Origin of the sequence: Geobacter sp. AOG2 (assembly GCF_019972295.1) — a bacterium.
Classification (GTDB): Bacteria; Desulfobacterota; Desulfuromonadia; order Geobacterales; family Pseudopelobacteraceae; genus Oryzomonas.
In genome coordinates this window covers 2,945,574-2,958,381 of record NZ_BLJA01000001.1, presented here as the reverse complement: position 1 = coordinate 2,958,381, position 12,808 = coordinate 2,945,574, and the positions used below count along the sequence as shown (strand labels likewise).

13 protein-coding genes are annotated in these 12,808 nt (G+C 58.2%); 1 reads left to right on the top strand and 12 read right to left on the bottom strand.

All coding sequences use genetic code 11. From position 1 onward, the window contains the following. Positions 1-247 precede the first annotated feature (247 nt). Complete coding sequence (locus LDN12_RS13565; RefSeq protein WP_223923192.1) at positions 248-538, bottom strand: Dabb family protein; 291 nt, start codon at positions 536-538, stop codon at positions 248-250. Between the two features lie 177 nt (positions 539-715). On the opposite strand from LDN12_RS13565, the gene LDN12_RS13560 reads away from it, so the two are divergent. Beyond that, positions 716-1,417 carry an AAA family ATPase gene (locus tag LDN12_RS13560; protein WP_223923191.1) on the top strand — a complete coding sequence of 234 codons (702 nt, stop codon included), beginning with the start codon at positions 716-718 and terminating at the stop codon, positions 1,415-1,417. Positions 1,418-1,530: 113 nt separating this feature from the next. Here the strand turns inward: LDN12_RS13560 and LDN12_RS13555 are convergent, their stop codons facing one another. The 11 genes from LDN12_RS13555 to LDN12_RS13505 all read right to left on the bottom strand — a co-directional run bounded on the left by LDN12_RS13555 (position 1,531) and on the right by LDN12_RS13505 (position 12,160). Beyond that, on the bottom strand, positions 1,531-2,373 hold the full coding sequence (locus LDN12_RS13555) for a Smr/MutS family protein (RefSeq protein ID WP_223923190.1): 843 nt from the start codon (positions 2,371-2,373) through the stop codon (positions 1,531-1,533). After that, entirely contained in the window at positions 2,373-3,224 is an 852-nt protein-coding gene (locus LDN12_RS13550; RefSeq protein WP_223923189.1) for an OmpA family protein, read from the bottom strand. Before LDN12_RS13550 ends, LDN12_RS13555 begins: the two co-directional genes overlap by 1 nt. Before the next feature lie 151 nt (positions 3,225-3,375). Next, positions 3,376-3,762 (bottom strand): response regulator, encoded by a 387-nt coding sequence (locus LDN12_RS13545; RefSeq protein ID WP_223923188.1) that lies wholly within the window; start codon positions 3,760-3,762, stop codon positions 3,376-3,378. Positions 3,763-3,827: 65 nt separating this feature from the next. Further along, positions 3,828-4,772 (bottom strand): ABC transporter substrate-binding protein, encoded by a 945-nt coding sequence (locus LDN12_RS13540; protein WP_223923187.1) that lies wholly within the window; start codon positions 4,770-4,772, stop codon positions 3,828-3,830. 8 nt (positions 4,773-4,780) lie between these two features. Beyond that, positions 4,781-6,835, bottom strand: coding sequence for a hypothetical protein (locus LDN12_RS13535; RefSeq protein ID WP_223923186.1), 2,055 nt, complete (start codon positions 6,833-6,835; stop codon positions 4,781-4,783). 3 nt (positions 6,836-6,838) lie between these two features. Further along, complete coding sequence (locus LDN12_RS13530) at positions 6,839-7,855, bottom strand: DmsE family decaheme c-type cytochrome (RefSeq protein WP_374045060.1); 1,017 nt, start codon at positions 7,853-7,855, stop codon at positions 6,839-6,841. Positions 7,856-7,885: 30 nt separating this feature from the next. After that, on the bottom strand, positions 7,886-8,641 hold the full coding sequence (locus tag LDN12_RS13525) for an ABC transporter ATP-binding protein (protein WP_223923185.1): 756 nt from the start codon (positions 8,639-8,641) through the stop codon (positions 7,886-7,888). A gap of 47 nt (positions 8,642-8,688) precedes the next feature. Beyond that, complete coding sequence (locus LDN12_RS13520) at positions 8,689-9,135, bottom strand: hypothetical protein (protein WP_223923184.1); 447 nt, start codon at positions 9,133-9,135, stop codon at positions 8,689-8,691. A 139-nt stretch (positions 9,136-9,274) separates the two neighbouring features. Further along, the gene (locus LDN12_RS13515) at positions 9,275-10,183 is read right to left on the bottom strand and encodes a hypothetical protein (RefSeq protein WP_223923183.1); all 909 of its coding nucleotides are present in this window, start codon (positions 10,181-10,183) and stop codon (positions 9,275-9,277) included. Continuing rightward, positions 10,180-11,022: a hypothetical protein gene (locus LDN12_RS13510; RefSeq protein ID WP_223923182.1), complete on the bottom strand. Its 843-nt coding sequence runs from the start codon at positions 11,020-11,022 to the stop codon at positions 10,180-10,182. The genes LDN12_RS13515 and LDN12_RS13510 overlap by 4 nt, the downstream gene beginning before the upstream one ends. Then, positions 11,000-12,160 (bottom strand): acetoin utilization protein AcuC, encoded by a 1,161-nt coding sequence (locus tag LDN12_RS13505; protein WP_223923181.1) that lies wholly within the window; start codon positions 12,158-12,160, stop codon positions 11,000-11,002. The genes LDN12_RS13510 and LDN12_RS13505 overlap by 23 nt, the downstream gene beginning before the upstream one ends. Positions 12,161-12,808 lie beyond the last annotated feature (648 nt).

Below are 12,808 nucleotides of genomic sequence, written 5' to 3'. Positions count from 1 at the left end.
CCTCCTGTTTGCATTTAGTGTCTACAGGCTCATACCGTCCTGAAAATCCCAGTGGCAATGCGATACGGCAATACTAAAAAAATGCAGTAGTTACAGGTAATTATGCCATAAATAGCAGTGTTAGCCTGAGTAGAACTGAATTTTACTATCGCAAGAAAGTTTAGTCAAGTTAAAATGTATACAGTTTTAGCGTCACCTCCGTGCGATCACTACGCAATCACGGCAAGACACAGGGTTTTGAAAGCGGTCAGTCTTGATAATCGACGGCAACGATAGAGGAGCATACCGACTTCATGTGGGGCAGGATCTCTCCGGCATGGTAGGGGTGAACCTGGTAAGCCTGGAGATCGTCCAGGGAGTCGAACTTCGTCACCAGAGCGAGATCATAGGAGCGCTCCGAACGGATGACATCGATACCGGCCTCCAGGTGGCGCAACTGGGGGACCTTGCCCTGCATGCCGAGCAATTTCCCACGGGTAGCGGCAAGATTCTCGGCACTGGCATCGGACAGCTTGAAAAAGACGATATGGGTGATCATGGCACGGTAACTCCTTGGTTGATGGCTTGCGGTGGCCCCGAAAGATGGCTATCGGTATACCGCGCCACGCCGTCGGTGTCAATGACGCCGTCCCGCTCCTCATGCGTGCTTGCGGATCGCCATTGCTGTGCTACAGTTTTGACACAGGCAAACAAATTCGCGGATACGGAGGTCGCCATGCCGGAAAAACTCTTGATACCATCCGTTGAGATGAGGCTCAGTTCCCTACTGGAATTCAGCCGCAGGCGGGAACAGGGCGCTTCGTCCCCCCACAAGCACAAAGCGAGGCAGACCATCACCATCTCCCGCGAGTTCGGCTGCGAGGCATATACTGTGGCGGAATGCCTGCGGGAGCTCATGGAGAAGAAGCGCGGCGAACCATGGATGCTCATGGACAAGGGGCTTCTTGAGGAGATTGCCCACAATCACGACCTGTCCGCAAACGTCATGAACAGTCTGGGGGAAAAAAGCCGTTTTCTGGACGAGATACTGGCGACGTTCTCTTCACGCTGGAAAAGCGAAAAGGATTATTTCCGGGTGCTGTGCCGCCATGTGCTTTCCCTGGCGGAAGAAGGCAATATGATCATCCTCGGCCGGGGCAGTTCCATTGTTACCCAACCCTTGAAGAACTGCTTCCATTTTCGCATGTACGCCTCGCCGGGGTTCAAGGTGCGCTCCATTGCCAACCGACTGGGTATTGAGGCCGAGGAGGCCGAAAAGATCATCGCCAGGAAGCAGAAACAGCGGGACAACTTCATCCGCGACTTTCTGGATCGGGATGCCCACGACCTGAGCTTTTATCACCTGGTCTTCAACAACGACAAGAATAGCGTAGAAACCATCGCCCGCACCATTGCGGAGTATGTGACGGCCCATTAAGCCACGATGCCCCAAAATGGCTGATGGACGAAAGACAAAAGGGGCGCCGGAAGGCGTCCCTTTTGTTTGGCAAAACCTGAGTCACACCGCCGGCTTTTCGGGCCGGATACGGTTCAGGCAGCGGCGGGGGATTGCGGCAGGGGCCGGAGAAAGACCACATAGGCTCCCCCTCCGCCCATCTCCCGCGGGGCCGGTGCGAATTCAAGCACCATCTCACGGCCGGCGTCCCGCAGCCAGGAGGCCACCGCCTGTTGCAGCACCGGCTCACCCGGAGAATTGATCCCCTTGCCGGTAATCACCAGGGCGGCCTTCTGCCCCCTGTGCCGCGCCGCGTCCAGGAAACGGGGAAGCGCGGCCAGCGCCTCTTCCCGGGTAAGACCGTGCAGGTCGAGTTGATGGGAAACGGAAATAATGCCCCGCCTCACCTGCCGCAGACGATTGCCCGACAACGGTTTCAACTCTTCATCGGCGGAGGGAGAATCGACGAATTTCGTTTCCAGTTTCAAGCGGCCGATCTCCTGCAGAAACAACTCTGCGGATTCCCGGTCGTCGTCGGGAGGAGAAGAAGATCGTGCCTGCCTACCGGCGGCGGAGGAAGCCGTTTTGCCCTTATCCGCCCCCCCCGGCGGAGCGCCCAGCGATCTTACGCCGGCCATCGCCTGCAGGAACAGGTCACTGTCGCCCTCCTCAACTGGTGCCGGCCGGTCCGCCCGCTTACCATCAACGCCCCTGCGCCCGCTCTGCTGCGTGCGCGACACCGTCACGCCGGCCATGGCCCGCAGGAACAGCTCACTGTCCTCCTCAACCGGCTGCACCTCATGGGCGAGAGGCCGGGAAGGAGGCGGCACGGCATCCGGCTCTTTCCGGGAGAGGTCCATCCCCTTCAAGGCGGCAAAAGGGGTCGCACGATATTGGCCGACCGCCGCCGATTTTTCCTGGTGTCTCTTTTTAGCCATCAGTCCTTGGCCACCAGGGTGATCTCAATACGCCGGTTCTTGGCACGCCCCTCCTTGGTGGCATTGTCGGCCACCGGCTTGTATTCGGAAAAGGCAGCGGCCGAGAGGTTCGCCGGATCGATCCCCTGCTGTTGCAGGTATTTGGCTACGTTGATGGCGCGGGCTGCGGAAAGTTCCCAATTCGAGGGAAACTGGGCCGACCTGATCGGTACGTCATCGGTGTGCCCCTCAATGCGGATCGACTTATCCCTGACCTCTTTCAGGGTCGGGACCATCTTGAGCAGGATGGCGATACCGTCCGGCTTGACATCGGCCCTGCCGGAATCAAACAGGATGGCGGCTTCCATGTTGACGGTCAATTTTCCCTTCAACTCCGAGATGGTCACCTGCCCTTGGGCGATCTCGCTCTTCATGTTCTCCAGCAGGTGTTCGTAGGTACTGCTGACCTCCTTGACCTTCTCTTCCTTGGCCTTCTGGAGAGCGGCAATCTCGCCCCTGAGCTGCCCGTTCTCCCCCTCCAGATCGGCAACCTTCTGGCGCAGATCGCTGATATTCTTCGAAAGGGTGTCGGCTTTAGCCTTAAGCACCTGCTCCAGTTCGTTCTTATCCTTGGTGAGTGCCTGCTTGTCCTTGGCCAAACCGGCGGCCTCGGCCTTCAGCTTGTCAAACTCGTCCTTCAACGCGCTATTGTCGGCGCTCAGCTTCCCGTATCGCTGTTTAAGGTCGCCAAGCTCGCTCGATAGCCCTTTGGCCTCATCCTCCTTCATCTGGTACTTGCTCTGGGAGACGCAACCGTTCAACACGAGGGCCATCAGGGCTGCCACCACCAGATATATGGTTCGTCTCTGCACTCTCGACCTCCTTGGGATTTTTCAATGGGGATGAAAGAAGCTGCCCGCCATCGTGGCGGACGATACGATTTTATACCTCTCAGCAGGTTTTGCAATTATGATTTTTGGGGGGGATGGCGCTACGGACCGTGATATAAAGCGGTTCTCGGTATTACCTGCCTGCGGTCTTTTTACTGAGGGAACTGAAGATCATGTCCAGCACCGTTTGCTGCCTCGCCTCGAACTTGTTGAGCACCGCCAGACAGGTACCCATGGGGCAGAGGTCATGCAGAAAGTCGGCATCCCGCCCGGAAAGTATCACCACCCGGTTTTTGTCCATCCCGGCCTGGGTAGCGAACGAAAGCAATTTCAAACCATCCATGGCCGGCATTTCCAAGTCGATCAGCAACAGGTCATACCCACCGGCCTTGATCGAATTTAAAGCCGTTACCGGGCTGTTGCAGATATCCACCTGCAACAGAGGATAGGCGTCATGTATGTACCCGGCCAGGAACTTGGTGAAGGCCTGGTCGTCATCGATCAATAATATTCTACCCATGGGGTGATAGTATAGTCGATTACGCGGCGGCCATGAAACAAAAAAAACAGAGGACCGGCGGAACGCTACTTGATGACGCGCGTGGCATTGCTCAGGACCGTGAAGGGAAGGTTGATCCCTAACTCCTGGGCGGCGCGCAAATTGATGACCAACTCGATACGACGGGGTGAGAGCAACGAAAGATGGCTCTGCCGGGCTCCTTCAAGAATGCGGGTGGCCAGGTCGGCAGCCAGATGCCCCTGCTCTTCGGGATTGATTTCAAGCGAGATGAGTGCGCCCTTTTCGGCGGCGCCTGGCATGGTGGAGAGCACCGGGATGTTGCGGGCCTTGGCACGGGCGACGATCTTGCCGAATTGCCGGGACACAATACCGCTTTCCGTAGCCACGATGACATCGGAATGGTCGAGCAGGGCGGGAAGAGCCGATTCCAGCGCAGAGGACGAGCTTACATTCGCCTCCGTCACGATCATGTCGTACTGGGGTGCGACCTTTCTGATTTCCTCGAGCTGTTTTAGCGACCCGATTTCACGGGAGTTGTAGGCGACACCGATGCGACGGTACGGTTTGATGTGCTCCCGGCTGTCCTTGAGGGTCTTGATCAGTGTGACCAGCGGCACCCGCGAGCTGACGCCGCACATGCCCCGGTGCGGTCCGTCGGATACGAACACGTCAACGGAGACCACCGGAATCCCGTCAGATTCCCTCATGGCCACGAACGCCACAGGCGCCCCGTAGGCGACGATCAGGTCGGGGCGGTAGGCATTGAATTTCCTGATCGTATTGGACCAGGAGAGCGAATCGGGATTCGGTACCTGCAGAATGATCTCCACATTGGCCGAGGTGTAGCCCAAAGCGGCCAGGGACTTGATAAAGGCCTGGTGCGCCTCGCGGTAACGCGGCTGGTCGCTGCTCATGACGGCGGCTATGACCTTGTCGGCGGCGCGACAATCCAGCGGCCGGCACGCCAGGGAAAAGATCATCAGCACTATGAAGAGGATTCGTTGACGCATACCATCCACTACCACCGCGAAGTTAACGACACCATGGTCTTGTGAACCGAGCCGTCGTAGAGTGCATCACCGGAGTTGTAATTGCGGAAACTGTAGTCCACCGAGCAACCGACATGTTTGTTGATGCGCCAGTCGGCTCGCGCCGTCACACCGGTTTCAACCGTATCCAGCCGGGTCAGGGTGGTGATGCCGGTGGTATCGAAGCTTCCCGTTGTTCCAGCAAGGGTAAACACCCTCACAGGCACGTCGAATCGGGACGTCGAACGTACCTGCTGGACGCCGAGGGAGATGTCCAGAGGCTCTGCAACGGCATACACGGCATCGATGCCGTAGACATGGGCCGTGGACCGATAGGTGGTCCCAACGAGAGGGTCCGGATCGACAATGATATTGGAAAACAATATCGACTGGTCCGTCACCGCCTCCAGATATGAATAGTTGGTAGTGATCGTTAACCGCTCGACAGGGCTGAACCACAGGCTCCCGTTTGCCGAATATGAGCGATTCTCCCGGGGCAGTGTATAGGCGGCAACAGGCGCCGGGTCGACGGTGGAGGCCGTGCTCCGACTCTGCTCATAAGAGGTGATGAAGCTGGCGGTGCCCCCCCACCCCCCGTTTTTGGCGTAGGTCACGAACAGTTCGCCTTTGTGGCTTTCCGACGCCGAGGTTTTCCATTCCGGGTTATCCGTTGTGCGATAAGTATAACCGGCATTCACCCTGAAACCGGGGATCGGCCTCCAGGAGACCTTCGCCAGGCCGGTATGGGTCCTGCGGTATTCGCTATGGAGCGCCGCCGGGTCGGCGGGTAAAAGGTCACTGTTGGGAACGTTGTCGCGGGACTCCATGATGGCGCGGTATTCCAGGCGATAGGTCACCAGCTTGCTGGGACGGAAGGTGCCGGAAAGTGCGATGGTATCCTTGGCCGTCTCAATGCCGGGGCGCACCACCAGCGCTCCCGATGTGGTTGAGTAGGGGTTGGAAATCGTCGAGGGCGATTCCCGGTCGTTTTGTAGCCGTCGGTATTTAAGGGCAAACGAGAGCTCCTTGAACGGCGTATAGGTCAGATCTCCCGCCACCGAATGCAGTGTCTGCTCCGGTTTGGAGGAAGGGCGGGCATCTCCGCCGTCGGCGTCGTTTTCCCTCTTGGTAAGGACATAGGCGGCGGTCCCCACCAAGCCACCGCTCATGTCGGTGTAAAGCCTGACCGTATGGGACGTAACCCGACTGTCGGAGACGGCGTTGGTCGCCTGGTTGCCCGGAATGATCGCCCCGTTGCCGGTTACGGCGAAAGAATAGCGGGTATCCGGAGCTTGGTTTGAAAAGTCGCGGATACGGAATCCGTAGGCGATGTCGAAGAATCCCAGATGAGCGTCGGCCCCGATGCTTCCTTCCCGCGTGATCTGGTCAACCCGACGGTTGACGGAAACGATCCTGTTCTGAGTATCGCCAAAGTAGTAGTCGCCGAACCTGAGTTGGTCGGTTCCCCGGCGGCTCAGTTCCCAGTACCCCAGGTTGATGTGGATGGGGTTGTTGCCCAGCTTGATGCGGTTCTCCACTTGGGAAATGCCGGTGCGAATGCCGTAGCCGTCCTGGGGAGGGGTTGATTGCGTCGTTGCATATTGGCCGGCGGATGCCTGCGGAAGCTGTTCCGTAAGCAGGTTATGCCAGAAGGCCTCGCTTTCCAGATGCAGACGGTAATAGCCGCCATAATCGAAAAACAGGTTGGCGTGATAATCGTCATCATGGAGCATGAGGGCTTCGCCCGACAACTTGAGGCAGGAACCGAGCGTGCCGGCGGAGAGCCCCCCCGCTACGCCGGATTTCAGGCGCGAATAGGGGTCAGCGGCAGCGGTTGCGCCGTCGGGCGTAATAAACCGGTATCCGGCCTGGGCATGGGCAAAACGGTAGGCTTCGGTCTCCTGCTCCACTGGGGATTCATGACTTTCCGCCCCCATATCGAAGAAATTGCAGTCGGCGGCGAGGGCCGGCATCGTCAGAAGCATCAAGCCCGAGCAGACGACCAGCGGTGCAAACAGCTTTGTTTGTCGAGAGCGTCTTGGCATGGCTTACTTCCTTAATGTCCCGTACCCGCGGTTGTCGGGGGTATCGGAGCCGTGGATAGCGGAGTGGCAGTCGGTGCACCGGTTGGAAAAGAGCGCCTTCATGGATGTGTCGCCGTTTACTACGCTGCGGTGACCCGGGTTGTGGCACTGAATGCAGAGAAACGGCATCGCCGCCGAGAGCAGACGGCGATTGACCGAACCGTGCGGCATGTGGCAGTTGGTACAGGTTTCGGTAACGTCGCCGTGCTCGTAGACGAACGGCCCGCTTTTATCCATATGGCAGCGGGTGCAAAGGTCGCGTTGCGTGCTCCCCTTCAACAGCTTGGGCTGGCTTGAGCCGTGGGGGTCATGGCAGTCGAAACAGCCCATCTTCTTTTCCCGCACCGGGTGATGGGAAAACAGGCTGAATTGGGCCTTGACGTCGGGATGGCAGCCGTAACAGAGTTCGGCCATTTGATCGTGGCTGACCTTCTGCTGTGGCCCTTCGTGCAACTTATGGCAGGAGAAGCAACTCAAGTCGTTCAGGGCGTGAGTACTGGAGTGCCAGTGGGCCAGGGCCGGGGTCGAGGCCGCGGAGTGGCATTTCAGGCAGATCAGAGACTGGGCCTGTGGTGGGAGTTTCTTCAGGTCGAGCAATTTGGAAACATCGCATTTGCCGCCCTCTTCGCCATGGAGCTTTTTATTTTCCTCAATCTTGGCGATGGCCAGACTTCCCGGCCCGTGGCATGACTCGCAGTTGACCAGCGGCAATCCGGTTTCAGGCTTGATCTGCTCGCCGTGAACGCTCCGCTTGAAGTCGCTGGTGATCTTGTCGTGCTTGTGGCACTTGGCGACGCAGTTATCCGTCCCCACGTAGTCGGCATCCAGGCGGCCGACAATCATCTTTTCATACTCGGCGACCGGCAAAAGCGGATGGGACTGCTTCATCCCGGCGCATCCCGCACCCAGGAATGCCACAAAGATCAGCGCCGCCGGGAAAATGGCCGCAAGCACCATGGCCCTGCCAGTGCCCTTATTCATTACAATCTCCTTCAGCCCCCCGGGCAGCGATCAGCTCCCCTGGATACCCTTGGTGGTAGTACGGATGAAACGCTGCACGATCGGGTTACTGCTGTTACGTATCTGGTCCGGCATGCCTATTTCGATGATCTCGCCCTGGTGCATCATGGCGATGCGGTCGGACAGGTACAGGGCAAAATTCAGATCGTGGGTGACGATGATTGTCGTCGTTCCGGCCTTCTTTTTCAGGGAGAGGATCGTCTCCGCCAACTCATCGGTGGTCACCGGGTCCAATTCGGCGGTCGGTTCGTCGTAGAGGACCAAGTCCGGCTCCATCGCCAGGGAGCGGGCGATGGCGACCCTCTTCCGCATGCCGCCCGACAACTCCGAGGTATTCAGTTCCTCCTTGCCTTCCAGCCCCACAATGGCGAGTTTTTCCGCAATAAGCTCACGAATGCGGGCCTCAGGGCAGATACGATGTTCCCGCAGCCAGAGCCCCACGTTATCGGCAACGGTCAGCGAGTTGAACAAGGCCGACGATTGGAACACCATGCTGCTGCGAAACTCTTGAGGCAGCGGCCGGCCATTGTCGAACACCGGCTGGCCGTTAAAGTAGATCTGGCCGCTATCGGGCGTTTCCAAACGAATGATATGCCTCAGCAGGATACTCTTCCCGGTGCCGGAGGGACCGATAATCGAGAAAGTCTCTCCGGGCGCGATATCGAGATCGATATCCTTGAGGACGTGGTTGCTGCCAAAGGACTTGTTCAGTTTTTCAATTCGAACGGCGATGCCGTGAACGGACATTGAGGACTCTCTAATAAAATTTAAATGCAGTATACATGCCTAATAATTCAGAACAGGTACTTGGACCGGTTGGTAAAATAGTGCCGGTGCCGATAAACAAAGGCGGTCAGCAATATAATGGCCACCATGACCGACAAGTTATTCATCGTCAACTCACGGGTATCGACCGGTTGGCCGACCACATTTTCCAGTTCTCCCGCGGAAATATACACCAGATTGGTCAGCGTATTCACCACTTCAAAAGCGTTGTAACCCATCAGCAGGTACCAGGTGAGGGTCTGCCGTTTCATCAAACCGAGGAACAGATAGAGACAGATCAGACTATCTACGAATACCAGCATCTCCGCCACCCGCCCTTGGTAAATCCTCCCCAACAAGGGGAAGGGATGCCCGAAGGTGGACATGGTCAGCATGAAGAAGAACAGATACAGCCCCCCCAAAAGGACGATACCCAAAGGCCGCCGCTCCTCGTTATCGTTATCGAGTTCTTCCATGAGCACCTCAAGGGGGAATGCCGTTACTTTGCCTTGTCCGGCCTATTGCTGCGCCGCATGTCACTCAAGGCGACGCAGACAAAGATGACGACCAGGATAAAACCTATGAAAATCCAATCGGCGGTGCTGAATCCGAACATTACCGGCTCCTCCTGAAGGCCTCTCCTGCCTCTTTTACCATGCCCATCTCCTGATAACAGGTCCCCAGCAGGTAATAGACCTCGCCCATGGGGAACTGCTCCACAAAGAAGGGATCGGCCAAAACATCCTCAATGATGGCGGCGGCTTCGTCGTTGCGCCCGGCATGGCGCTCCTCCAGTGCCACCGACAGGGCGATCAGGTAGTCCAGGGGCGGGACCAGCGGAAGCTTGCCGGCAAGGATCGCGGCGATTCGGGCTTCAAGCCTCGCCCTTTCACCCGCCGCCAAGTCGGACAACGCCTCGGTCCAGACCTCGGCCGCCCGATCATAGCGCCCCACAACGTACAGCGCCTCGCCGTATTCATAGGCAACATGGCCGTCGGTCGAATCCATATCCACGGCCTTCTTCAAATGTTTTTCCGCCCCGTACCAGCTCTCTACGGCCTGATGCAGCGCCGCGAGGCGCGACCCCTTGTCGGCGAAGGTCCGGCCAATCTCCGCCTGCAGGCCGACGTTGGCGGGATCGAGCAGGGCGAGGATCTTGAGAAAGTTGATCTTGCGATCCAGATAGGGGGTATCGACATCTTTGGCATCCAGCATGATGATCTGCCCGCCCAACTCGGAAACTATATGGGGATAGGCGTCCTTCAACACGGCGGCATACTCGGCGGCATGGGCGCATTCAGGATCGAGGCGCAACGCCTGGTAGATGCCGCGCCCCACCATGTCATAGCCGGGTGCCCCATCCTGAACGGAGGCAAGGTCCTCATCCAGGAGCGGGATGGGAGGCTTGCCGTCCCAGGGGATGACGACCCGGCCGTCGCGGCCGCTGAGGATATAACCGGTGGGCGGCGTAAAGTAGCTGATGCCGTTGAGTGGCGTGGGTGTCGAAGCGTCCGCGGTGTTCATCTGATCTCCTGCTCCCTCCCGGGGAAGGTGTCTATACCGGCATGCACGCCGATCATCTTGTAGATCTGCACTTCATCCCACGGTTCATCCAGAACGCCGTCGTGGATGGCCCAGCTTCGCCCGCGTACGGTGCGCTCCATACCCGGCACGCGAAAGGGGGTGGAACCGTCCAGCCGGCCATGATAGCGGCCGCCCGGCTGGAACTCCCGGTCAATCTCCATCATCAGGCGCTTGCCACGCAGATAGTCGAAGCCGTATCGCTCATAACGAATGGCGTTGTCGTAGCTGAGCGGCTCGGCCACGATCATCTCCATCCCCAAGGCATCGGTAAATCGCTCCAGGAGCGGAAAGAACTCTGCGAACAGGCGCAATCCACGGCGGGTCTGGTTGGGGAACAGGCCGTCCTGCATGGCGCGCAACTCTTCGGGAAGGTTGCGTCCGCGTGAGGCAAACCAGTTCCTACGGCCGCTTTCGTCCACGTCCACATCATGACGGGGCGCGGCCGGATCGCAGATGATGCAGAAGGAAAGCTCCATCTGATGGTACTGGGTATCGGCCAGCTCGAGAAAGAATACCGTATCGGCATCATCGGGCCGGGCGCGCACCTCGATGCGGAGAAGCGCAAGCCCGGAGGGCGCAATGACGGTGGTCAAACGCTCCCCGGCCGCGTTGTGGAGACCATCGGCGGCCACCCCCAACAGTTCGCGCAAACGCAGCGGCAGCAACGAAGCGTATAGCATATTTTTTTCCGGGTCACCCAGCCGGTTGATGGCTAACAGCGACCGTAGCGGCCGGCCGGCTGCATCCAGCAGTTGACTATTTCCCGGAAGTTTTGCCATAGGTTCCAATTATACCAGGAAAAATGGCCGACCTGATCCGCGCAATACTCTTTTCCACCGCATCGAGGGCGAGGTTGCGCTCATACTCTTCGGACCAGTGCATGGCGTCCAACAAGGCCCGGTGCGGATAACCCAACGACTCGATCTTTTTGACAAAGGCTGCCGGCAGTCGGGGGTTGAGTTCAACGCCGTTCATAACCGCCCAGGCGATGGTCCAGGCCCGGGCCGTGTTCATGAGGTCGTAGCCGCCCCCGCCCAGGGCAACCCAAGGGATCTTGAGCGCCTTGACCTTGCGCATGATATAGCCGTAACTGTGGGTCGTGATCTCAAGCCTGGTCAGCGGGTCGGTACGAAACGCATCGGCGCCGATCTGCGTGACGATGACATCCGGGTCATAGGCCGCTATCAGCGGATAGGCCACCTCGTCGAACGCCTTCATGTAGAGGGCGTCGTCGGTGTGGGCGAGTAGCGGCACATTCACCGAATAGCCCCGGCCCCGACCGTGGCCGGTCTCGTTCTCAAAGCCGGTTCCGGGGAAGAAATAGATGCCGCTTTCGTGCAGCGAGATCGTCAGAACCCGGTCGCTGTCGTAGAAGCCCTCCTGCACTCCGTCGCCGTGGTGGGCATCGATATCAAGGTAGACCACCCGGCGTCCTCGCGCCACCAGCCAATTGATGGCAAGAACGGCATCGTTTATGTAGGAAAACCCCGAGGCCCTGGCCCGGTGGGCATGATGCCAGCCGCCGGCCAGGTTGAAAGCGATATCGAACCCCTCCTCTTCCACCAGACGGGCCGCCTCGAAGGTCGCGCCGGCCCCCAGTGCCGCGCAATCGTACAGTCCTTTGAATACGGGGCAGTCGGCATCGCCCAGGCCAAAACGAAAATCGGCCCGCGGCTCGTCCGAGGCACTGAACTCTTTGAGGCGCGCCACATATTCCGGGGCATGGAAGCTCAGCACCAGGTCGTCGTCGATCGGCCCGCAGCCGCGAATTTCCATCCCTGGCAGCTTCAGCAGTCCATAGGCCTCCATCAGGTCCCGCACGAGACGATAGCGCTGCAACTTGAACGGATGGTCATCCCCGTAGCTGAAATTCCCGAACAGCGGCGAGTATATCAGGGCAGTGCGTCTGGCCGGCACAACGACTCCTCTGTAACATGGCGCGCAAGGCGTTGGTATAATGCCTTATTTTTTAGCGTTCGTCTATGGGGAAAACCGAATGAATCCGGCCTGATTTGCATGGCAACGTGGCGCGGCACAGGACACGAGGGTGGAGATTGTTACGGGGACTTGCGGGAAGGGGGGGTCCGGGCGTCTAAAAATGAAATGCTATCTTGGTTTTGGGGACCACTCCACGTTCACGTTTGAACATGCAGGCCGGGGAGCAATAGTGTAACGTATCGGGAAGAATCTCCCCATCCATTATTTCCACCAAATAGCCCTTGCTGTCAACACGGACGGAATAAATGCCGTTGCTCTCGGCTTTGACCGTATTTCCGCAATGGCTGCACTGTTCTTTCGCTAGTGCCATAATGGACTAATTATGCCACCAATCAGAACCCGGCGTCAAGCACGTCTGCATAGTCTCCGAATCGTTACCCGCCCACCAGTAAAATAGAAGAAGGGACAACCTGCCCCGAAATATGAAGAGAATCCACCGTTTACCGTGAACATCTGGTTTGTCATCCGGCAATAGAGTTCATTGTCCTGCCGGACCAGGTTTTGGCATTGACCATAAAGAGCGCCACGGCGCCCAACCCCATGATCCCCGCGGTATAGAAGACCGCC

Excerpts from the sequence above, each read along its gene's own strand:
- LDN12_RS13565 (WP_223923192.1), bottom strand. The coding sequence starts at position 538 with ATGATCACCCATATCGTCTTTTTCAAGCTGTCCGATGCCAGTGCCGAG.
- LDN12_RS13560 (WP_223923191.1), top strand. The coding sequence starts at position 716 with ATGCCGGAAAAACTCTTGATACCATCCGTTGAGATGAGGCTCAGTTCC.
- LDN12_RS13555 (WP_223923190.1), bottom strand. The coding sequence starts at position 2,373 with ATGGCTAAAAAGAGACACCAGGAAAAATCGGCGGCGGTCGGCCAATAT.
- LDN12_RS13545 (WP_223923188.1), bottom strand. The coding sequence starts at position 3,762 with ATGGGTAGAATATTATTGATCGATGACGACCAGGCCTTCACCAAGTTC.
- LDN12_RS13540 (WP_223923187.1), bottom strand. The coding sequence starts at position 4,772 with ATGCGTCAACGAATCCTCTTCATAGTGCTGATGATCTTTTCCCTGGCG.
- LDN12_RS13535 (WP_223923186.1), bottom strand. The coding sequence starts at position 6,835 with ATGCCAAGACGCTCTCGACAAACAAAGCTGTTTGCACCGCTGGTCGTC.
- LDN12_RS13530 (WP_374045060.1), bottom strand. The coding sequence starts at position 7,855 with ATGAATAAGGGCACTGGCAGGGCCATGGTGCTTGCGGCCATTTTCCCG.
- LDN12_RS13525 (WP_223923185.1), bottom strand. The coding sequence starts at position 8,641 with ATGTCCGTTCACGGCATCGCCGTTCGAATTGAAAAACTGAACAAGTCC.
- LDN12_RS13520 (WP_223923184.1), bottom strand. The coding sequence starts at position 9,135 with ATGGAAGAACTCGATAACGATAACGAGGAGCGGCGGCCTTTGGGTATC.
- LDN12_RS13515 (WP_223923183.1), bottom strand. The coding sequence starts at position 10,183 with ATGAACACCGCGGACGCTTCGACACCCACGCCACTCAACGGCATCAGC.
- LDN12_RS13510 (WP_223923182.1), bottom strand. The coding sequence starts at position 11,022 with ATGGCAAAACTTCCGGGAAATAGTCAACTGCTGGATGCAGCCGGCCGG.